The sequence below is a fragment of the Ruegeria sp. AL11 genome, from assembly GCF_056540865.1.
The window spans coordinates 136,701-158,028 of the sequence record NZ_JBQFXO010000002.1; the positions used below are offsets into that span (position 1 = coordinate 136,701).

20 protein-coding genes are annotated in these 21,328 nt (G+C 57.7%); 10 read left to right on the top strand and 10 right to left on the bottom strand.

Features of this window, described 5'->3' with window-relative positions:
* Positions 1 to 94 precede the first annotated feature (94 nt).
* The 3 genes from ACR0IP_RS04330 to ACR0IP_RS04340 are packed head-to-tail and all read left to right on the top strand — an operon-like array spanning position 95 to position 2,440.
* Positions 95 to 1,543 carry an SMODS domain-containing nucleotidyltransferase gene (locus tag ACR0IP_RS04330; RefSeq protein WP_480524042.1) on the top strand — a complete coding sequence of 483 codons (1,449 nt, stop codon included), beginning with the start codon at positions 95 to 97 and terminating at the stop codon, positions 1,541 to 1,543.
* Entirely contained in the window at positions 1,533 to 2,111 is a 579-nt protein-coding gene (locus ACR0IP_RS04335) for an SLATT domain-containing protein (RefSeq protein ID WP_480524044.1), read from the top strand. The genes ACR0IP_RS04330 and ACR0IP_RS04335 overlap by 11 nt, the downstream gene beginning before the upstream one ends.
* Before the next feature lie 38 nt (positions 2,112 to 2,149).
* Complete coding sequence (locus ACR0IP_RS04340; RefSeq protein ID WP_480524046.1) at positions 2,150 to 2,440, top strand: HNH endonuclease domain-containing protein; 291 nt, start codon at positions 2,150 to 2,152, stop codon at positions 2,438 to 2,440.
* Positions 2,441 to 2,747: 307 nt separating this feature from the next.
* Here the strand turns inward: ACR0IP_RS04340 and ACR0IP_RS04345 are convergent, their stop codons facing one another.
* The 3 genes from ACR0IP_RS04345 to ACR0IP_RS04355 all read right to left on the bottom strand — a co-directional run bounded on the left by ACR0IP_RS04345 (position 2,748) and on the right by ACR0IP_RS04355 (position 6,434).
* Complete coding sequence (locus ACR0IP_RS04345) at positions 2,748 to 3,269, bottom strand: endonuclease I family protein (RefSeq protein ID WP_480524048.1); 522 nt, start codon at positions 3,267 to 3,269, stop codon at positions 2,748 to 2,750.
* A gap of 72 nt (positions 3,270 to 3,341) precedes the next feature.
* The gene (gene gyrB, locus ACR0IP_RS04350) at positions 3,342 to 5,759 is read right to left on the bottom strand and encodes a DNA topoisomerase (ATP-hydrolyzing) subunit B (RefSeq protein WP_170643552.1); all 2,418 of its coding nucleotides are present in this window, start codon (positions 5,757 to 5,759) and stop codon (positions 3,342 to 3,344) included.
* A gap of 102 nt (positions 5,760 to 5,861) precedes the next feature.
* Positions 5,862 to 6,434: a TetR/AcrR family transcriptional regulator gene (locus ACR0IP_RS04355; RefSeq protein WP_480524050.1), complete on the bottom strand. Its 573-nt coding sequence runs from the start codon at positions 6,432 to 6,434 to the stop codon at positions 5,862 to 5,864.
* 100 nt (positions 6,435 to 6,534) lie between these two features.
* On the opposite strand from ACR0IP_RS04355, the gene ACR0IP_RS04360 reads away from it, so the two are divergent.
* Positions 6,535 to 7,101 carry a carboxymuconolactone decarboxylase family protein gene (locus tag ACR0IP_RS04360; protein WP_480524052.1) on the top strand — a complete coding sequence of 189 codons (567 nt, stop codon included), beginning with the start codon at positions 6,535 to 6,537 and terminating at the stop codon, positions 7,099 to 7,101.
* On the opposite strand, the gene recF is transcribed toward ACR0IP_RS04360, so the two are convergent.
* From recF to mutM, 6 genes are all read right to left on the bottom strand, one after another.
* Positions 7,098 to 8,195: a DNA replication/repair protein RecF gene (gene recF / locus ACR0IP_RS04365; protein ID WP_480524053.1), complete on the bottom strand. Its 1,098-nt coding sequence runs from the start codon at positions 8,193 to 8,195 to the stop codon at positions 7,098 to 7,100. The genes ACR0IP_RS04360 and recF overlap by 4 nt on opposite strands.
* 59 nt (positions 8,196 to 8,254) lie before the next feature.
* On the bottom strand, positions 8,255 to 9,376 hold the full coding sequence (gene dnaN / locus ACR0IP_RS04370; protein ID WP_480524055.1) for a DNA polymerase III subunit beta: 1,122 nt from the start codon (positions 9,374 to 9,376) through the stop codon (positions 8,255 to 8,257).
* 224 nt (positions 9,377 to 9,600) lie between these two features.
* The gene (gene dnaA / locus ACR0IP_RS04375) at positions 9,601 to 10,977 is read right to left on the bottom strand and encodes a chromosomal replication initiator protein DnaA (protein ID WP_480524057.1); all 1,377 of its coding nucleotides are present in this window, start codon (positions 10,975 to 10,977) and stop codon (positions 9,601 to 9,603) included.
* Positions 10,978 to 11,507: 530 nt separating this feature from the next.
* Entirely contained in the window at positions 11,508 to 11,771 is a 264-nt protein-coding gene (rpsT, locus tag ACR0IP_RS04380; protein ID WP_142638226.1) for a 30S ribosomal protein S20, read from the bottom strand.
* 227 nt (positions 11,772 to 11,998) lie between these two features.
* Positions 11,999 to 12,775, bottom strand: a complete 777-nt coding sequence (locus tag ACR0IP_RS04385; RefSeq protein ID WP_170689390.1) for an enoyl-CoA hydratase — start codon at positions 12,773 to 12,775, stop codon at positions 11,999 to 12,001.
* 66 nt (positions 12,776 to 12,841) lie between these two features.
* Complete coding sequence (mutM, locus tag ACR0IP_RS04390; RefSeq protein WP_170643547.1) at positions 12,842 to 13,693, bottom strand: bifunctional DNA-formamidopyrimidine glycosylase/DNA-(apurinic or apyrimidinic site) lyase; 852 nt, start codon at positions 13,691 to 13,693, stop codon at positions 12,842 to 12,844.
* Between the two features lie 86 nt (positions 13,694 to 13,779).
* Between mutM and ubiE the strand changes: the two genes are divergently transcribed.
* On the top strand, positions 13,780 to 14,532 hold the full coding sequence (gene ubiE, locus ACR0IP_RS04395) for a bifunctional demethylmenaquinone methyltransferase/2-methoxy-6-polyprenyl-1,4-benzoquinol methylase UbiE (protein ID WP_170689392.1): 753 nt from the start codon (positions 13,780 to 13,782) through the stop codon (positions 14,530 to 14,532).
* On the top strand, positions 14,533 to 16,062 hold the full coding sequence (ubiB, locus tag ACR0IP_RS04400) for a 2-polyprenylphenol 6-hydroxylase (RefSeq protein ID WP_480524059.1): 1,530 nt from the start codon (positions 14,533 to 14,535) through the stop codon (positions 16,060 to 16,062).
* A 98-nt stretch (positions 16,063 to 16,160) separates the two neighbouring features.
* Here ubiB and ACR0IP_RS04405 read toward each other — a convergent pair whose 3' ends face one another.
* Positions 16,161 to 17,336: an acetyl-CoA C-acyltransferase family protein gene (locus ACR0IP_RS04405; RefSeq protein ID WP_170379980.1), complete on the bottom strand. Its 1,176-nt coding sequence runs from the start codon at positions 17,334 to 17,336 to the stop codon at positions 16,161 to 16,163.
* Positions 17,337 to 17,454: 118 nt separating this feature from the next.
* Here ACR0IP_RS04405 and ACR0IP_RS04410 point away from each other — a divergent pair, with 118 nt between their 5' ends.
* From ACR0IP_RS04410 to tdh, 4 genes are all read left to right on the top strand, one after another.
* Positions 17,455 to 18,018 (top strand): XRE family transcriptional regulator, encoded by a 564-nt coding sequence (locus ACR0IP_RS04410; RefSeq protein WP_170379979.1) that lies wholly within the window; start codon positions 17,455 to 17,457, stop codon positions 18,016 to 18,018.
* 100 nt (positions 18,019 to 18,118) lie between these two features.
* On the top strand, positions 18,119 to 19,306 hold the full coding sequence (locus ACR0IP_RS04415) for a glycine C-acetyltransferase (protein WP_480524061.1): 1,188 nt from the start codon (positions 18,119 to 18,121) through the stop codon (positions 19,304 to 19,306).
* Positions 19,303 to 20,253, top strand: coding sequence for a PLP-dependent cysteine synthase family protein (locus tag ACR0IP_RS04420; protein WP_480524063.1), 951 nt, complete (start codon positions 19,303 to 19,305; stop codon positions 20,251 to 20,253). The genes ACR0IP_RS04415 and ACR0IP_RS04420 overlap by 4 nt, the downstream gene beginning before the upstream one ends.
* 19 nt (positions 20,254 to 20,272) lie before the next feature.
* Positions 20,273 to 21,301 carry an L-threonine 3-dehydrogenase gene (gene tdh / locus ACR0IP_RS04425; RefSeq protein ID WP_170689641.1) on the top strand — a complete coding sequence of 343 codons (1,029 nt, stop codon included), beginning with the start codon at positions 20,273 to 20,275 and terminating at the stop codon, positions 21,299 to 21,301.
* Positions 21,302 to 21,328: the final 27 nt, after the last annotated feature.

A 21,328-nucleotide genomic window follows, 5' to 3' on the forward strand; every position in this document is an offset into this window, starting at 1 on the left:
CCGCGGACGACTGTGAAAGAGTCGCCAGGTAGGAGCGGATCAACAGGTGGGAGTTACCGAAGTGCTGTAAGCGGTAGGTTTGTGACAGCGAAGTATGGCAAAGCGAACCCGAAAACCACTCTCAGGGAAAAGTAACAAGCAGCTTCGGCAATGCGACGTTCTCAAATACCAACCAATCAATTGGCCCACTGAAGGCCTTAAATACATCGAGGCAGAAATGGGCATCTCAGACGATTTCAAGACCTTTCTAAACAACATCAAAATTGACAATGTCGCAACGATTTCCTCGCGATATGGAGAAGTTACCGCGGCACTGAACAAGGAGTTTCGCGATACTGAATCCAAGACATCGAATAGCCTCCAAGTTGGCTCTTATGGTCGAAGGACAGCAATCAAGGGAATCTCGGATCTAGACATGATTTACATCATGCCTGCGGCGGACTGGGACACTTACAAAAATGGAGGCCAGTACAAACTCCTTAGGAACGCAAAAGACGCAATCAAACGGCGCTACCCATCAACTACCGTCAAGGTCGACCGACTAGTTGTTCGCGTTTTGTACAATGATTTCCACATCGAAGTGATGCCCGCATTTAAGCAAGGCGATGGTAGCTACAAATATCCTGACACGGCGAATGAAGGATCGTGGAAGATTACAAAACCGCAGGCTGAACTTGATGAGATGAGAGAAGCCAACGAGCGCAAGAACCAGAACCTTCGTCGTTTGTGCAAAATGGCGCGGGCCTGGAAGAATAAACATGGCGTAGCGATGGGTGGTCTTTTGATCGATACTCTTGCCTATAACTTCTTGGAGTCGAACGAAAAATACGACACGAAGAGCTACCACTATTTCGACTATATGTGCCGAGACTTCTTTAAGTTTCTGGCCGATCAACCAAAGCAATCCGAATACGCTGCCTTGGGCAGCCGTCAACGTGTTCGGGTTAAGAAGCGCTTTGAACGAAAGGCGAAAAAGGCATATGAGCTGTGTCTCAAGGCGATAAACGCAAGCGGACAAAAGAATGAACGTCAGAAATGGCGTGACATTTTTGGAAATGCCTACCCTGCACCCGTGCGAAGCGCGGCAGGTGAGGCTGCGGCTTTCGCTCATGTCTTTAGGAACACAGAAGAGTTCGTTGAAGATAGGTTCCCTGTCGATGTCCGTTACGACCTGAGGATCAATTGCGAAGTAACCCAAAATGGATTCCGACCAACAATGCTTCGCGAAATTTTGGAAGGCCTCGGTGTTCTTTTACCACAAAAGAAACTTCGGTTCTTTCTAGCTGATGTATCGGATCTGCCAGAAGACGTGGAATTCTACTGGAAAGTGTTGAACCGAGGTGAAGAAGCAGAGCGCCGAGACATGATCCGCGGTCAAATTGCTCGAGACGGTGGCCGAGGCGAGCGTCAAGAAACAACAAACTTCCGGGGCGACCATCTTGTTGAATGCTATGCCATCAGTCGGGGCGTAGTGGTCGCACGCGACACGATACTTGTTCCGATCCGTGCGCAAGACGCTGAGGAAGATCACTATGCCGCATAGCTATAGCGTCGAGCTCGAAGATCAAATTCGTGAGTGTTATGGGCGAGTGGTCTATACCCATAAAACGCATGAGCGGATGGCGGATCACTTTGATCTAGACCTCCGTCGGTTCAAATGGGCTCAGATTGCTCTTTCTGCGCTTACGAGCGCCGGCGTCGTCGGCATAGTTGTCCGAGATGAGTACTGGATCGAGATCGGCACAGTCGTAGTGTCATTTCTCACATTGCTGGTTGCCGCATACTTCAAGAATTTTGAACCCGGCGCCACAGCCCAAAAACACAGAGATGCAGCGGCCAGTCTCTGGAACGTCCGAGAGTGCTATCTTTCGTTGCTCACAGATCTGCCATTGCTTCCACATGAAAAGGCCGTCGAGCGTCGCGATGAGCTGCAAGCCACGCTCGCAGCTCTCTATGTTGGGGCACCCAGTACGAATGGAAAGGCATACGCAGAGGCCCAAGAGCGATTGAAGACAATGGAAGACATGACCTTCTCAGACGAAGAAATTGACTGCTTTCTTCCGCTCTCATTGAAGCGATCTGGGGGAAGACCCAAACGTCCAATCGACTAGTACAATAACTGCAAGAAGTGAAATGGAAAGGAAGACTAATGCCCTATTTGACTAACTGGAAAGCTCGGCATGTTTGGTCCAAAGCGCGTCGCATCGAAGGTAAAAACCCAAACCTCTATCGTCGGGACAACCAAGGTAACGTGATTTACAAACCGGCTTATGGCAAAAACAGCCCAATGGGATGGCAGGTCGATCATGTATGGCCCAAGTCCAAGGGCGGAACAAATGCACGGCGGAATCTTCAGGCTCTGCAAACTCGCGCTAACCAACGAAAATCGAACAAGACGCCCGCACGCACAAATACTGCTAGTCGCAAGCGCCGCTGGTAAACTCGAAAAAGAGCGCCTTTAGCGCTACTGGCGCTATGATCAGTGTTAACTGCGCCCCAAAAAACAATTGGTAGGTATCTCAACCCAACCGCACAGTAAGGCATTTAGTTTAACATCGGGATCTGCCGCTCGGCACATTTAGCAAAGTCGGATTACTGTACTGAGAGGTCTTGGTTATCATCAACACTCTAAAGACGCCAAGGCGAGAGTGACACGGAGCCGTCTTGTCACGCGGCATTCCTGAATTTCTCAGGCAACAACAAACCTTCTACTGATGTTTCAATCTGTGATCGCCATTTGGCGTCGCTCAACAGGCACCGGGCCAGGCGCGACAGACCAACTCCGGGTGATCGATAAACGGATTGCGGTTGCCTTGAACCTGCTCCACGCGGCCATTTCGCTCGCGTTCCCAATCATCCACTGGGTCGTTTCGATGCCAATCACCAAACTGCTCGATACCATCGACAGCGAGTTCGTCAATTTCGCCTGCTCGGCCAGGATACATCGTATAGAAGTAGAAGGCTGTACGGGCGAGATCACCTTTGTGGGATTCCGGCGGCTCAAATTCGGTACGTGTGTCTTCGGAGTACAAGTCGATGTCTTCTGTTGGAGACTGTGTTTTTATCGTGAATCGATTACCATCGGTAAGTCCGTACCAACGCGTCGTAACCGCATCGGGGATTTCAGCGAATGGGTCTGATCCACGGGCCGAGTTTACGTCTTTGTGGGTTGGGAACAGGTGCAGAATGTCGCTGCGCATGGGCTCAGCTTTACTGAACCAACTCTGAGGGACCGTGTGCTCAGGGTTAATTGGATCTAGGAATGTCACGTCCCGCGCTTCTTGATTGAAACCGGTGTAAACGCCATAGACGCGCCCGTCATCAGCAACATCTACAAGTTCTCAGAAATCCAGATTCTCAACGCTCAGAGCATTCTGCTGAATGAATTCACGGCGTGGTTCCACCACGTCACCCATCAGTTTGGTGAAGAGATCATCCGCTTCAACCATGTCATCCACACGTACCTGCAACAGGGTGCGTGCGTCCGGGTCCAGCGTGGTTTCCCATAGTTGATCGGGGTTCATCTCGCCCAAGCCCTTGTAGCGCTGAAGCGACAGGCCCTTTTCGCCCTCTTCCAAAATGGCGCGCAAAAGGTCCAGCGGGCCGTGGATCGCCTGCATCCGGTCGCGGCGGATTAGGGTAGCCGGAGTGTTGTAAACTTCCTGCAGGCTTTGTGTGAAGCTGCCGGTCTTGCGGGCCTCGCCCGAGCGCAGCATCGGGCCGTCCAGCGTACGGACCTCTTCAACTCCGCGAAGGATACGGGCGAGGCGGATGCCGTGATCTTGCGTAATGCGGCCCTGCCAACCGCGTTCATATTCCAGCGCGATCAGGTCGAGACGGGCGGCAACCTTGTCGGCAACGCCTTGCAGGTCGGCATCGACGGCACCGGGCACAAAGGCACCGGCCACAGCAGCCTGTTCCAGAATGTGACGCGGGTAGTGAGTTGGGAAGGCATCCAGAACGCGTTTCAACTGGCGCGCTTCGTCGACGACACGAGTCAGGTCTTGGCCGACGATTTCCTCGCCTGAGCCCAGCTTCAGAACAGCACCCTCGACCCCCTGGTTGATCAGATAGTCATCCAGCGCGGCCTGATCTTTCAGGTAAACCTCTGATTTTCCACGTGAAACTTTATAGAGCGGTGGCTGCGCGATGTAGAGATAGCCACCTTCAATCAATTCCGGCATCTGACGGTAGAAGAAGGTCAGCAGCAGGGTTCTGATGTGCGCGCCATCGACATCCGCATCTGTCATGATGACGATCTTATGGTAGCGCAGCTTTTCGATGTTAAACTCATCGCGGCCAATGCCGGTGCCCAGCGCCATCACGAGGTTGCCGATCTCCTGCGACGACAGCATCCGGTCAAACCGAGCGCGTTCGACATTCAGGATTTTCCCGCGCAGGGGCAGAACAGCTTGAGTCAGACGGTCGCGACCGGTCTGGGCTGAGCCACCCGCCGAGTCACCCTCCACCAGGAAAACTTCGGTCTTGGACGGGTCCTTCTCGGAACAGTCTTTCAGCTTCCCGGCCAGATAGTTCACATCCATCGCCGTCTTGCGGCGGGTCAACTCGCGCGCCTTTCGGGCGGCCTCACGGGCCAATGCGGCCTCGATGATCTTGCCGACGATACCCTTAGCTTCATTGGGGTTTTCTTCGAACCACTCAGCCAGCTTTTCGTTCATCAGGCCTTCGACTGCAGGGCGGACTTCGGACGACACCAGCTTGTCTTTGGTTTGCGACGAGAATTTTGGGTCCGGCACTTTCACCGACAGCACGCAGGTCAGACCTTCGCGTGCATCGTCGCCGGTAAAGCTGACCTTTTCCTTCTTCGCGATCCCGCTGGACTGCGCATAGTTGTTGATCGTCCGGGTCAGAGCGCCGCGGAAACCGGCCACGTGCGTGCCACCGTCCCGCTGTGGGATGTTGTTGGTGAAAGGCAGAACCGTCTCGTGGTAGCTGTCATTCCACCACATGGCGATTTCGACACCGATATCGTCCCGCTCGCCCTTGATATAGATTGGCTCGGGCATGGCCGGGCTTTTCGACCGGTCGAGGTATTTGACGAATTCCTTGACGCCACCCTCATAGAATAGCTCGGTCTCCAGCCGTTCGGCAGGGCGTTCATCAATCAGGATGATGCGCACGCCCGAGTTCAGAAAGGCCAGCTCACGCAGGCGCTTCTCCAACGTCTCAAACGAGTATTCGAGGTTCGAGAACGTATCTGTCGAGGCCAGAAAACGCACCTCGGTCCCGGTGCGATCGCCGCATTCGCCGACGACTTTCAGATGCTCAGCGGTCTCACCACGCTCAAAACGTGCAACGTGCTCTTTGCCCGCGCGCCAGATGCGCAGCTCCAGCCATTCGGACAGCGCATTCACAACCGAAACGCCCACGCCGTGCAGACCGCCCGACACCTTGTACGAGTTGCTGTCAAACTTACCACCCGCGTGCAGCTGGGTCATAATAACCTCGGCCGCCGAGACGCCCTCTTCGGGGTGAATATCGACCGGAATTCCGCGCCCGTTGTCACTGACCGAGACGCTGGAATCCGCGTGAATTTTCACGGTCACATGGTCGGCATGACCGGCCAAAGCCTCATCAATTCCGTTGTCCACGACCTCATACACCATATGGTGCAGACCCGAGCCATCATCCGTATCCCCGATATACATACCGGGACGTTTGCGAACCGCCTCTAAGCCTTTGAGAACTTTGATGGAATCTGCGCCGTATTCCTGGGGTGCCTGTGCGTCTTCGGACATGCCGTTAGTACCTATATTATTTTGGTAACTTATACGTTTTCTGGTGGGGAATGTCACGCGCTCCCCCAAGATTTTGTGGTTGAGATCCGATTTATCTGCGGATCAAAGCCGATCGAGGTCTGCCGCGATATCAGCTGCAATTTCGGCGGCGTTGACGTCGTCCCGTTCGGCCGTCAATCGCAGGCCCAGAAGGTCCGACTGATAGCGCGCAGCAAGGCGTTCGGGATCGTGATCAGGGCTGATCTCTCCGGCCTTCTGAGCACGGCGGAACAGGTCTGCGAAACAGGATTTCATAGCGATCATGTGCGCACCTGCCTGACCGGCCAAATCGTGATCCTTTGCCTGCAACTCGGCATAGGTCTTGGCCAGCATACAAGCTTTGGTCGGCAGGTCAGAGGCAGCAATCACGCGATAGGGCTGCGCCTTGAGCGCCCCGAGCGGCCCCAGCTCTTCAGCCAAGGCCAACATACTGGCGACCCCGTCCTGGGCGTAGCGCTCCAGCGCCAGCGCATAGAGGGCATCTTTCGAGCCAAACGCCGCATAGAAACTACCCGGCTTCAGCTTCAACTCGCGCTCAAGGTCCTTCAGCGACGTCCCGGCCCAGCCGTGACGCCAGAAGATATCACGCGCCTGCACGATCAGCGCGTCTCGGTCATATGCGGGTTTGCGGGGCATTGGATCACCAATTCTTGAGCATTTGCTCAAATATATACTTGAGTGATCGCTCAAGAAACCCTAAATACGGCTCATCGCGCCAGAAATCAGGAGTTTTGACATGGCCAACTTCCCGTCTCACGATCTCGAATCCGCCCCTGAGGGGTCCAAACCGCTGCTGGAGAAATCGCAAGCCGCCTTTGGCCGCCTGCCCGGTCTGCACAAGGTGATGGCGGAAAGCCCGCAGCATCTTGAGGCCTATCAGGTTCTGCACGGCCTCTTCCTGCAAACCGATTTCGACAATGATGAGAAAACCGTGGTTTGGCAGACCATCAACGTTGAGAATGACTGCCACTACTGTGTCCCCGCCCATACCGGCATCGCCAAGATGATGAAGATTTCGGACGAGATCACCGAAGCTCTGCGCAACGAAACCCCGCTGCCGACTGCCAAGCTGGAGGCCCTGCGCACTTTCACCCTGCAAGTGATGGAAACCCACGGCAACCCGACCGAAGAGCAATTGCAAGCGTTCTTTGACGCAGGCTATTCGCACCGCGCCGTTCTGGATGTTGTTCTGGGCCTCGCACAGAAAACCATGTCGAACTACGTCAACCACATGGCCAAAACTCCGGTCGATCAGGTCATGCGCGGCTTCCTGTGGGAACGTAAAGTGGGCGAACCAGCCTAAGCCGACACGACCGAGCCTTCATCGCCTTCGGTTACAACCAGCGTTTGGGCCCGGTCGCCCAATTCCGCAAACAGCTCAGGCCCGGTGCCCGTCATCCAGGCCTGAGCGCCCAGCGCACAGATCTCATCATAGAGCGCTGCGCGTCGTCCTGCATCCAGATGCGCGGCTACCTCATCCAGCAACACAATCGGTGGTGCACCGACCATTCCCGCCAGCGCCCGTGCGTTTGACAGGATCAGGGACACCAGCAGCGCCTTCTGCTCACCCGTGGAACAATCCTTGGCCGGAACCCCTTTGGCAGCGAACACCCCGTACAGGTCCGAGCGATGCGGCCCGACCAGAGTCCGCCCTGCTGCAAGATCGCGGAAACGGCTTTCGCTCAGCGCCTCGCGCAGATCATCGGCCGTCTCGGGCATCGCGCCTTCCGTTTGGATCAACTCCAACTCGGCTGAAGGAAACGCCGTTTCGGACTGATCCTGCGCGGCACGCAAATGGTCTAATGCGGCAAGACGCGCCGCATGGATCCGATGCCCCGTCTCGGCCATCTGACCTTCCAAAGCCGTGTACCAATGGGCATCCCGGACCTGATCTTTCAATAACCGGTTCCGCTCACGCATAGCTTTCTCATAGGTCAGCGACGCTTCGGCATGTGCGGGATCAAAGCTCAGCGCGATGCGGTCTAGAAACCGCCGCCGCCCCTCAGCCCCTTCGATCCACAGCCGATCCATCGACGGGATCAACCACACCACGCGCGCGAGCTTGCCCAGATCAATCTGACTGGCAGCCTTGCCATCAATCCGAACTTGACGCGCAGCGCCACCTTCGGACCACGTATCGATCTCATATCGCCCGCCCTGCGCGTTCAGCAGGCCGGACAGTTTCCAGCCCAAGGCCTCAGGCCGCCGGGTCATCTCCGCCGCGCTGGCCCGCCGCATCCCGCGACCGGGCGAGAACAGCGACACCGCTTCAAGGATATTGGTCTTCCCGGCCCCGTTCGGCCCATGGATCGCAACCGGGCGCCCATCCAAAGACAAACGTGCCAGCTTATGAGACCGAAAATGCGAGACCGTAAGCTCGGTCAGGGCCAATCCCATGACCCCTCCCTTCTTCTGTTCAAAAATACCTCCGCCGGAGGCGTCGCGCGCCAGCGCGATCAGACGCGCATCGGCATGACAACGTAAACCGCGCTTAGATCATTGCCTTCGCGCATCAAAGTTGGGTCACCGGCCGAGTTAAACAGGAACACCGCGTTCTCACGATCCACCTGCGATGCAATCTCCAGCAGGTATTTCGCGTTGAACCCGATCTCGAGACGTTCATCGCCATAAGCAACGGCCAGCTCTTCCTCAGCCGCGCCACTATCCGGCGCATTGACCGACAACACCAGCTTATCGGCATCCAGTTGCAGCTTCACAGCGCGCGAACGCTCTGACGAAACCGTTGCAACCCGATCCACGGCTTGCGCGAACTCGGCAGCATCCACTTCCAGTTGGCGCGTATTGCCCTGCGGAATGACGCGTGTGTAATCGGGGAAGGTGCCATCAATGACCTTCGAGGTCAGCGTGATATCCGGCGTGGCAAAGCGCACCTTGGTTTCGCTGACCGAGACAGCGATATCCATCTCGTCATCGTCCAACAGTTTGCGCAGCTCACCCACGGTTTTACGCGGCACGATCACACCCGGCATGTCCGCAGCGCCATCCGGCAAGTCTGCATCAATCCGCGCCAGACGGTGGCCATCGGTGGCCACACAGCGCAGAACCTTGCCGCCTTCGGACCCGTCCGCGACATGCATGTAGACTCCATTCAGGTAGTACCGCGTCTCTTCGGTCGAGATGGCAAATTTCGATTTGTCGAACAAACGACGCAGCAACGCCGCCGACGCGGTGAAATTTGACTGATATTCCGAGGACGCCATGACCGGGAAATCCTCTTTCGGCAAGGTCGCCAGAGAGAAGTTCGACCGCCCCGCCTCGACCGTCAGACGGCCAGCGGCGCTGTCGGCCGTCAGGGTGACCAAAGCGCCATCAGGCAGTTTACGCACAATTTCATGAAGGGTAGTAGCGGCCACAGTCGTCGCACCGGCCTTTTCGACCTGCGAAGGTGCTTTGTCGACAACCTCAATGTCTAGATCGGTGGCTCGGAACAGGGTTTGGTCGCCTTCGGCCTCGATCAGCACATTGGCAAGGATCGGGATCGTGTTGCGACGTTCCACAACGGATTGGGCCTGGGAAACGGCCTTGAGAAGGGTGCCGCGTTCGATGCTGATCTTCATACCCTCTGTTCCTCTGACTTGCGTGCCGAAAATGGGCGGGACTGGCACGTTAGCGTCTCAGCCCTGAGGCACAAGGATTTTTTACCGATTTCTGGGTGGGAATACCCCGGTGGTCAAGAGGTACGCGCGCGAAACGCGTCCATTCCTCCGCAACCGTGGAGAATAGCGCACAAGAAAATGCCCCGGACGCACTGGCCCAGGGCATTTACCGACAATGGTGCGGCTCAGGCCTCTAGCGAGCGGCGCAGCATTTCCACGTCTTCTGCGATCTGACCATCGGTCGTTTTCAGCTCTTCGATGCGCTTCACCCCGTGCATGACGGTTGTATGGTCGCGCCCTCCGAAACGGCGGCCGATCTCAGGCAGAGAGCGGCTGGTCAGTTGCTTGCACAGATACATGGCCACTTGACGCGGACGAGCATAGGACCGCAGGCGCTTGGGGCCGATGATGTCCGACAGACGAATGTTGTAGTAGTCCGACACTTTGCGCTGGATTTCCTCGACGGTGATCTTCCGCTCTGAGGCGCGCAGCACGTCAGCCAGACAGTCCTGAGTCAGCTCCATGTCGATCTCACGCCCCACCAGCGAGGCAAAGGCGAACAGACGGGTCAGAGCGCCTTCGAGAACGCGCACATTGGTCGAGATGCGATGCGCCAGGAACTCCAGCACGCCATCGGCGATAACAAGATCGGGATAGGTGGCGATGTGCTGCTGGACCTTGTTTTGCAAAATGCCCAGACGCAATTCGTAGTCGGTGGGATGCAGATCGACGACCAGACCACATTGCAGGCGGGATTTTACGCGATCTTCCAGATCCTTGATCTCACCCGGGGCGCGGTCCGCCGAGATGATGATCTGCTTGTTCTGGTCCACCAGCGCATTGAAGGTGTGAAAGAACTCTTCCTGGGTCGAGTCCTTGCCCGCGATGAATTGCACATCATCGACCATCAGCACATCGACCGAGCGGAACAGATGTTTGAAATCCATCATCCGGCGTTCGCGCAGAGCCTGAACAAAGCGGTACATGAACTGTTCCGCCGACAGATAGAGCACGTTCAGCTCGGGGCTTTTGGTCTTCAGCTCCCATGCGATAGCATGCATCAGGTGGGTTTTACCCAGCCCAACACCACCATAGAGAACCAGCGGATTGAACGTGACCGGGCCACCTTCGGCTACGCGGCGGGCGGCAGCATGGGCGAGCTCGTTAGGTTTGCCGACAACAAAGCTGTCAAAGGTAAAGCGCGCATCCAATGGTGCGGCCTGCAGATCCTCGAGCGCCGCATTGGCGGACTCCGCGACGGGCGCCGCAGCTGCGGTCAACTTGGGTTCATCCGTGACAACTGCCGGTCGGGTGGTCGAATTGGCAGCCGCCTTGAACGCAAGACGTTGGACGGTCTCACCCGCGGTATTCAGTTCATACAGAATCAAATCTGCGAAATTCTGGCTGACGTAATTCCCCATGAAGTTGGTTGGCACCGAGAACACGGCTACACCGTCCTGCAGCTCCTGAAATTCCAGAGGCTCAATCCAGGTAGTGAAGTTGTTCTTGCCAACGGCCTTCATTAGTTTGTTACGCAGTTGTCCCCATTTCTCTTGTGTCATCAAGCGCCTCACGCATCCCATTTTTTTTGACCTGTCGGTCTTATCAATCGTCGCCGGTTTCCCGGTCATTGACGTTCACGCACAAGGGTACCCTGCGCCGGACTGTCCCATCCGGCGGGTAAATGAATACTCAGCATGCACAAATCGTATCCCGCAGCAGGATCCCGGAAAACCGGGGCACGCGTAGTAACCCAATTGTTTGACAGGGCTGAGATCATCGGAAAACCCGAGACCCAGAGCAGATCGTTTCACCGGCCAAGGCCGGTTTTCGAACGCTGGTTCCTGCTGTCTGACTAATGCCCGTCAGTCAGATGGCTGGAACAGCCTGTCCCCCCAAGCGAGTGAATCGCTGACTCAGTGGTAGCAAGATGTTGCCTGTCGCGGCAACGAAACTCTGATATTGACTCGGGGTTCAGGGCGAAAGAATCTCTCGACTTCGTGAGGTCGCGGCTTTCTGGCAACAAACAAGAAAGGCGCCGCAATGCGCGACGCCTTTACGTAGGAAAACGCTTGACGTGTTCCAGCGGGAATCAACCCAGCGCTTTAACGCGTGCCGACAGGCGCGACATTTTACGCGATGCGGTGTTCTTGTGGAAAACGCCTTTGGTGACGCCACGCATCAGTTCAGGCTGAGCTGCGCGCAGAGCTGCGGTTGCAGCGTCTTTGTCGCCCGATGCGATCGCTTCTTCAACTTTGCGCAGGTAGGTGCGGATGCGCGAACGGCGCGCTTTGTTTACGGCGAAACGCTTTTCGTTCTGACGAGCGCGTTTCTTTGCTTGGGGCGAATTTGCCATGTGTCTCTGACCTTTGTTCGGTACGATTGTCTAGGGTTGCGCGCCACGGAATTATCCGCACCGGATCAGAAATCACGAGTGTGAGTCGGGCCAGGCGGGCCGCACGCGCATGTATGACGGCGGTCTCTACCCAAGTTTTACAGGTTTGCCAAGCCGATTCTTACCCCCGTACGCCAACAAAAAAAGGCAGGCCACAGCCTGCCCTTTCGAAATTCCTTGTCGCGACCCTACTTGTCGCGGAATTGCGCGGCGCGTTTTTCCAGAAACGCCGCCATGCCCTCTTTCTGATCTTCGGTGGCGAACATCGAATGAAAGACGCGACGCTCGAAAAGCAGACCTTCGCTAAGCGGTAGCTCATAGCTGCGATTCACTGCTTCTTTGGCGGCTGCAGCCGTCAGCAGAGATTTCTCAGCAATCTTATGGGCTGCACCCACAGCTTCTTCGATCAGCTTTTTCGCAGGAACCACGCGGCTGACAAGACCCGCGCGCTCGGCTTCTTCTGCGTCCATGAAGCGACCGGTTAGGTTCATGTCCATCGCCTTGGACTTCCCAACAAAGCGCGTCAGGCGCTGGGTGCCGCCGATACCGGCTATAACACCCAGATTGATCTCGGGCTGGCCGAACTTGGCTGTATCGGCCGCAATGATGAAATCGCACATCATGGCGACTTCGCAGCCACCGCCCAGCGCGTAACCCGCAACCGCCGCGATGATCGGTTTGCGAATGGCCGAGACACGCTCGTTGACCGAGGCAAACAGGTCGGTGCTGAACACATCGACAAAGCTCATCTCGGACATTTCCTTGATGTCCGCACCTGCGGCAAACGCCTTTTCCGAGCCGGTCAGCACGATGCAGCGCACCTTGTCGTTTTGATCCGCCTCTTCCAGCGCGTTGCACAGCTCACCCACCAATTGGGTGTTCAGCGCGTTCATCGCATCTGGTCGGTCGAGTTTGATAAGGGCGACGTGGTCTTCGATTTCGACGATGATCGTCTCAAAAGCCATGAGGTATAAGCTTCCGGTTGTTCCGTTCAGGTACGATTCCTTAACACGCGATTTCGCTGGATCAAGCTATCTTTGGCATTGCGCACAGTAGAAGGATGAGCGACCGGACTGGGTGATTCTCTTGATTTCGGCACCGCAACCCTGGGTTCGGCAGGATTCGCCTTCGCGGCCATAGACATCGAAGCTGTGCTGAAAATATCCAAGTTCTCCATCGGCTTGACGGAAATCTTTCAGTGACGATCCCCCTGCTTCGATCGCGTCCTGCAACACCTGCCGGATGATCGGCACAAGGGCTGCGACACGCGCCGCAGAAATTTGTCCGGCTTTGCGACGTGGCGACACCTTGCCGCGATAAAGCGCCTCGCAAACGTAAATATTCCCCAACCCGGCAACGATTCCCTGATCCAGAAGTGCCGATTTGACCGGCGTGTTCTTGCCCTTGAACGCATCAATCAGGTGCTGTTCGTGAAAATCATTGCCCAATGGCTCTGGCCCCAGAACGGACATCAGTTTGTGGTCTTCTGCGGTTGCGGTTGGCAGTAAATCCATGGCCCCGAACCGGCGCGGATCATTGAACGTCACGCGGGCACCATTGGCCATGTGGAACACGACATGGTCATGCTTTTCGGGCATTGGATGGTCATGGACGAACTGCCCCAACGGGTCACCTGATACCGTCATACGCCCCGACATACCCAAGTGAATCAACAACGTCTCGCCACTGCTGAGATCAGCCAGAATGTACTTGGAACGTCGCCTTAGCCGATCCACCCGCTGTCCCGTCAATCTCTCGGCCATACGCTCCGGGAAGGGCCAGCGCAGATCGGGGCGGTTTACATCAGCACGCTCGATTACCACCCCTTCCATCGCAGGGGTCAGGCCGCGTCTTACTGTCTCGACCTCAGGCAATTCGGGCATTAGATGGCTCCTATTCCAAAGGGCCGCATTGTGCCCGCCTCTGATGGCCCTATAACAGAGGCGAAATTCGACAAACGGCAAGGCAAATGTCCGACAACAGCGACAAGACCACTCATTTCGGGTTCGAAACCGTCCGCGAGGCCGACAAGGCCGGGCGCGTACAGGGCGTTTTCAACTCGGTGGCCTCGAAATACGACGTGATGAATGATGTCATGTCGATGGGCATCCATCGGGTTTGGAAAGACGCGATGATGGACTGGCTTGCCCCGCGCCCCGGTCAGCGCCTGCTGGACGTCGCAGGCGGCACCGGAGACATCTCGTTCCGTTTCCTGAAACGCGCGGGCTATGGCCACGCCACCGTCCTGGACCTGACCGAGCCGATGCTGGTCGAGGGCCGCCAACGGGCTGAGGCCGACCAAATGTCGGATAGCCTGAACTGGGTCGTCGGCGATGCGATGTCTCTACCGTTCGAGGACAACACCTTCGACGTCTACACGATCTCCTTCGGCATTCGGAACGTCACTCGCCCGCAAGAGGCGCTGAACGAGGCCTACCGCGTGTTGAAACCCGGCGGCCGCCTGATGGTGCTGGAGTTCAGCCAGTTGCCCAATGACGGTCTGCAAAAGCTCTATGATCTCTATAGCTTCAACGTCATCCCACGCATGGGCAAACTAATCGCCAATGACTACGACAGCTATCAGTACCTCGTGGAATCGATCCGCAAGTTCCCTGATCAAGAGACGTTTCTGGGCATGGTTCGCGCCGCCGGTTTTGAGAACGCCAAGTACCGCAACCTGAGTATGGGAATCGCCGCGCTGCATTCCGGCTGGAAGATCTAAATGCGTGGCCCTCACAACATCATACGCCTGATCCGAACAGGCGCCACGCTAGAGCGCACGGGCGCGATGAATGTCGTGCTGGACGCGTTCGAAGCCCCCCGCGCGGTCCGTATCTTGGCCCATACGCTCGGCAAACCGTTTCAATGGCTTGGGTACAAGGGCGACCCTGAGATGCCCCCTGCCACACGCGCCCTGACCGCACTGGGTCCGGCGTACATCAAATTCGGACAGGTCCTTTCGACCCGCCCAGATGTGGTCGGCAACGAGCTGGCCGAACAACTGCGCGTATTGCAGGACAAGCTACCCCCGTTCCCGAAGGCCGAGGCCATGGCTGAGGTCGAGAAGGAGCTGGGCCAGCCGATCTCAGAAATGTTCAGCGAATTCAGCGAACCAATAGCTGCGGCCTCGATCGCACAGGTTCACAAGGCCAAGCTGACCAGCACAGGCGAGGACGTCGCCGTCAAAGTCCTGCGTCCGGGAATCGAGCGCGCCTTCCGCAAGGATGTCGACGCGTTTTATTTCGCCGCCCGCATGGTACAACTCTGCGCCCCAGGCGCGCGTCGTTTGCGTCCAATGGAAGTGATCGAACACTTCGATGGCGTGGTGCGCGGCGAGCTGGACTTGCGTCTGGAAAGCTCGGCAGCCTCGGAATACGCCGCCAACACCAAGGATGATGCCGGGTTCTGGTTGCCTCCGGTCGTGTGGTCTCTGTCCGCGCGCCGGGTGATGACGCTCAGCTGGGCGGATGGCATCCCACTTGGCGACAACGACGCCCTGGACGCCGCAGGCCATAACCGCCGCGATCTGGGCGAGCGTGTCCTGCGCTTGTTCCTGCTGCACGCCCTGCGCGATGGCTACTTCCACGCCGACATGCACCAGGGCAACCTGAAGGTTGCCGCCAACAACGATATCATCGCCTATGACTACGGCATCATGGGCCATATCGACGAATACACCCGCCGGGTCTATGCCGAGATCCTATTTGGCTTCATCCGCCGCGACTATAAACGCGTGGCCGAGGTGCACTTCGAGGCCGGATACGTCCCAGCCAATCAAGACGTCGACGAATTCGCCCGCGCCCTGCGCGCTGTGGGCGAGCCCATCTTCGGCATGGACGCCACCCATATCTCGATGGGCCGCTTGCTGAATTACCTGTTCGAAGTCACCGAACGCTTTGGCATGGAAACCCGAACCGAGCTGATCCTGCTACAGCGCACCATGGTTGTGGTCGAAGGCGTCGCTCGATCACTCGATCCGCATATCAATATATGGGAGGTCGCGCGTCCGGTCGTCGAGGATTACATCAAGAAATCCATCGGCCCCCGCGCAGCGCTCCGCGACTTTGGCAAAACCGCTTTGGTTCTGGCTCGGTTCGGCCCACGCCTGCCCGCGCTGGTGGAAGACGCCCTGATCGCACAAACCCAGAAAGACGATCAGACCAACACCCGACTGTGGTCCAAAGCCCTTCCCGCCACGCTCGGAGCCCTGGCAGGCGCTGCTGTGGTCCTGTTGCTAACAGCGCTCAGCTAGGCACAATCCGCCTGCTTCATCTGGCTGAAAATATCCTCGGGGGGAATCGCGCCCAACGGCGCGATGGGGGGCAGACAGCCCCCCACCAACATCTGCAATCAGAGAAGCTCAAAGGCAATGGCGATCCCCTGACCGCCGCCGATGCACATGGTCACCAGACCTTTAGAGCCGCCGGTGCGTTCCAGCTCATACAAAGCCTTCAACGTGATGATCGCTCCGGTTGCACCAACGGGGTGGCCCAGCGCAATCGCACCACCGTTCGGGTTTACCTTGGCGGCATCCAAACCCAGCTCTTTATTCACGGCCAGAGCCTGCGAAGCAAAGGCTTCGTTGCTTTCAATCACGTCGAAATCCTCAACCGACAGACCAGTGCGCGCCAGCAGGTTCTGAACCGCAGGCACCGGACCAATGCCCATCACTTCGGGGCGGACACCAGCGTGGCCGTAACCCAGAATTCGCGCTTTCGGCTTCAGACCAGCTTTCTCGGCCGCTTCTGCCGTGGCAAGAACCATCGCCGCCGCACCGTCATTGATGCCAGAGGCGTTACCCGCCGTTACCCTACCATCCTTCTTAAACGCCGGACGCAGACCTGCCAGCGCCTCAATCGAGGTCGCTTTGGGATGCTCATCGACCATGAAATCAACCATGTCGCGCTTAACCTTGACCTGAACTGGCGCGATCTGGCTCTGGAAAAATCCTGCCTCAATGGCCGCCGCGGCACGGGTCTGGCTGGTTAGAGCAAACTCATCCATCTGCTCGCGTGTGACCTGATGCTCATCGGCGACGTTCTCAGCCGTCACACCCATATGGCCGGTGCCAAAGGGGCAGTTCAGCGCACCCAGCATCATGTCGAGCGATTTGATATCGCCCATCTTGGCACCCCAGCGCGCCTGCTGCAGGATATAGGGGCTCCGCGACATGCTCTCAGCCCCACCAGCCACAGCAAATTCGGCATCACCCAGCATCAGCGACTGTACCGCCGACACAATCGCCTGCGCCCCTGAACCGCACAGACGGTTCACGTTCATCGCGGGGGTTTCGACCGGGATACCTGCCTGTTTGGCCGCCGCACGCGACAGATACATGTCGCGCGGTTCGGTGTTGATCACATGGCCAAACACAACATTGCCAATCTGGCCGCCTTCGACGCCCGACTTCTCCATAGCGGCTTCGGTTACAACGGTCGCCAGATCAATCGGTGCGGTCGAGGCCAGGGCACCCCCAAACGTTCCAACAGCCGTACGGGCCCCATCCAGAATGACGATATCTTTCATGTCTCTACTCCTCTTGGATTTGGCGGCACTATTACGCCCAGTTGGCGCGTTGTCCTATACGACGTACCGTCACAAGCAGAATTGACAACCCACCGTGAAAAGCGCACTAGATTCCGTCATGACGGAAAACACAGACGATATCCTGACCCTTTTGCCCGCCCGCCTGAAAGAGGCGCGTCGCGCCAAGGGCCTGTCGCTGGAAGCTGTTGCCAATCTTAGCGGCGTATCTCGTTCCATGGTCAGTCAGATAGAACGGGGCGAAAGCAGCCCGACCATCTCGACCCTGTGGAACCTGACGCGGGCCTTACAGGTGGATTTCGCAGGGCTGCTGGAAGAGACCAAGACCTCGGACCAGATCGAGGTTCTGCGTCAGGCCGAAGTGCCCAGCATCGACAACATGGGCACGAACTGCCGCATCCGTATCCTGTCGCCCCCGGAAGAGGCCGGAGGACACGAGGTCTACGACATCCGCTTTGACCACGACGGCACACTGAACAGTCAGCCGCATGCCCGCGGCACACGCGAACAGTTGACGGTTTTGGAAGGTGCGGTGCGCGTCACCTCGGGCACTGCGATGTCTGAGATGCAACAGGGCGACACCGCCCGATATGCAGCTGATGTGACCCATTCCATTGCTTCGAAAGGCCCCGCGCGGGTCTTTCTGATCGTCAAAAACGCCTAAATTCCGCCTTCACGGAAATTTTTCCCGTATAGTGTAATTCTCCTATTTGGGAATTGTATCCGCTATGTTAGACATCCGACTCAGATGAACGGAGGTCGCCATGGCAGATGCATTCCTGTCCCATATCACGGACACCCTCGCGCAGATCGAATCCGAAGGTCTGTATAAACGCGAGCGCATGATTACATCGCCTCAGGGCGGCGAAATCACGGTGGGCGACAAACAGGTCATCAACCTGTGCGCCAACAACTACCTGGGGCTGGCCGACCATCCCGCGCTGATCGAAGCGGCCACAGATGCAATGGCCCCCAAAGGGTTCGGCATGGCCTCGGTCCGATTTATCTGCGGCACGCAGGACATTCACCGCGAGCTGGAACAGAAGCTGGCTGAGTTCCTGAACAAGGATGATTCGATCCTCTTCGCCGCCTGTTTCGACGCGAACGGGGGGCTGTTCGAACCCCTTCTCGGCCCCGAGGACGCAATCATCTCGGACAGTCTGAACCACGCCTCGATCATCGACGGGGTACGGTTGTGCAAGGCCAAGCGCTATCGCTATCTGAACAACGACATGAACGACCTTGAGGCCTGGCTGAAACAGGCGCGCGAGGATGGGGCGCGGCATATCATGATCGCGACCGATGGCGTGTTCTCGATGGATGGCTATCTGGCCAACCTGCCGAATATCCGTGAGCTGGCCGATAAGTATGACGCCATCGTCATGGTCGATGATTGCCACGCTACCGGGTTTATGGGACCGAACGGCGCGGGCACGCCGGATCATTTCGGTGTCGATGTCGACATCCTGACGGGAACCTTGGGAAAAGCACTTGGGGGGGCAATCGGCGGTTATATCGCCGGGCCGCAGCCAGTGATCGACCTGCTGCGGCAGCGGGCGCGGCCCTATCTGTTCTCGAACTCGCTGCCGCCCTCCATCGTCGCCGCCGGGATTGAGGCGATCCGTCTGGTCCAGCAAGGCGACATGCTCCGCGCCCAACTGTTCGGCAACGCCAAATACTGGCGGGCGGGGCTGGAGAAGCTGGGTTTTGACCTTTTGCCCGGTGAACACCCGATCATTCCCGTCATGCTGGGCGATGCGACATTGGCGCAGGACATGGCGGCTCGGTTGTTTGATGAAGGTGTCTATGTATCGGGCTTCTTCTTCCCTGTGGTCCCGCGCGGGCAGGCCCGGATCAGAACCCAGATGAACGCCGCACTGACACGGCAGGAGCTTGACCAGGCGCTTGCCGCTTTTGAGAACGTCGGCAAAGAGCTTGGAGTCATCAAATGACCCTTGCCTCTGTCATCGACGCCATCAGCGATAGCCCTTTGGTGGACTTGTCGCGCATCTGCCAGCAGCTTCAGCTGGACGGTCGCATTCTGGCCAAGCTGGATTATCTGTTGCCTGGCTTCTCGAAAAAAGACCGCGCGGCCAAATCCATCATCGAAATGGCCCGCACCGACGGAACGCTTACACCGAGCCAAACTGTGGTCGAGCTGACCTCGGGCAATATGGGAACCGGTCTGGCGATTGTCTGCGGGATCATGGGCCATCCCTTTGTCGCAGTGATGAGCGCCGGAAACTCGGTCGAGCGCGCGCGCATGATGCGGGCGTTGGGGGCTGAGGTGATCATCGTGCCTCAGGCCCCTGGCAGCAAACCGGGTGAGGTTTCGGGCGCTGATCTGGCGCTGGTAGATGAGGCGGCGCAGAAAGTCACAGCAGAACGCGGCGCGTTTCGCGCGGATCAGTTCGGTCATTCGGGTAACCCAATAGCGCATTCAACAGGGACCGGGCCGGAAATCTGGGAGCAGTCTGGCGGTGCGGTCACGGCCTTCTGTGATTTCGCCGGTTCAGGCGGCACCTTGGCCGGAGCAGCGGCATTCTTCGCGCCGCATGGCGTGCGGTGTTACGCCATCGAACCCGAAGGCGCACGGGCCTTGGCTGGTGAAGTCGTCGACACGCCCGACCATCCGATACAGGGCGGCGGCTATGCCATGGCTGACCTGACCCATATGAACGGCGTCTCCCTCGCTGGGCACCTTTCGGTGTCAGGCAGCGCGGCCCGAGACTGCGCCCGGCTGCTCGCGCGCAGCGAAGGGATCTTTGCCGGATACTCAGCCGGTGCGAACCTTGCTGGTGCGATCGATCTGCTGCGCGGCCCGGAGCGTGGCGGCTGCGTCGCGATCGTCATTTGTGACAGCGGCCTGAAATACCTGTCCACCGATTTATGGGAGTAGTGTAATGCGTCCCAATACAATGAAAGCACTGGAGAAATCCGAACCCAAGGAAGGCCTGTGGATGATCCAAGCACCGGTGCCCGAGATCGGCCCGGATGAGGTACTGATCCGGATCAACAAGACCGGCATCTGCGGGACCGATATTCATATCTGGAACTGGGACGACTGGGCGGCGGCAACCGTGCCCGTTCCGATGATCACCGGCCATGAATTCGCGGGTGAGATCGTTGAGATCGGCCGCAATGTAACCGGGCTTGAGATCGGGCAGCGCTGCTCGGGCGAGGGCCATCTGATCGGAACGGACAGCCGTCAGAGCCGCGCGGGCAAGTTCCACCTCGACCCCGGCACGCGCGGAATAGGCGTCAACGAACAAGGCGCGTTTGCGCAATATCTTAAACTACCAGCCTTCAACGTCGTCCCACTGCCCGACGACGTGCCAGACGAAATCGGAGCCATTCTCGACCCTCTGGGAAACGCCGTTCACACCGCGCTCAGCTTTGATCTGCTGGGCGAGGATGTGCTGATCACGGGCGCTGGACCGATTGGCATCATGGCTGCTGCCGTCGCCCGCCATGCCGGCGCCCGCAATGTGGTCATCACTGACATCAACCCCGACCGCCTGAAACTGGCCGAACACGTGGTGCCAACGGTCCGCACAGTCGACGTCTCCAATGAGGACCTGCAGGATGTCATCGCCGAGCTGGGATTAAAGGAAGGTTTCGATGTGGGGCTGGAAATGTCCGGCTCGCAAATCGCGCTGGACCAGATGGTCGAGGCGCTGGTGATGGGCGGAAAGATCGCTCTGCTGGGTATTCCGCCGGGCAAATCCCCAGTCGATTGGTCCCGCATCGTGTTCAAAGCCATCACCATCAAGGGCGTCTACGGGCGTGAGATGTTCGAGACCTGGTACAAGATGATCGCAATGCTGCAAAACGGCCTGGATGTCAGCCGCGTGATCACCCATCAGATGAAAGTCGACGATTTTGCCGAAGGGTTTGCCGCTATGAAATCCGGCCAATCCGGCAAGGTGGTTCTCGACTGGACCTGACCCTCTGGCGCTGCGCGGGCTGACCCC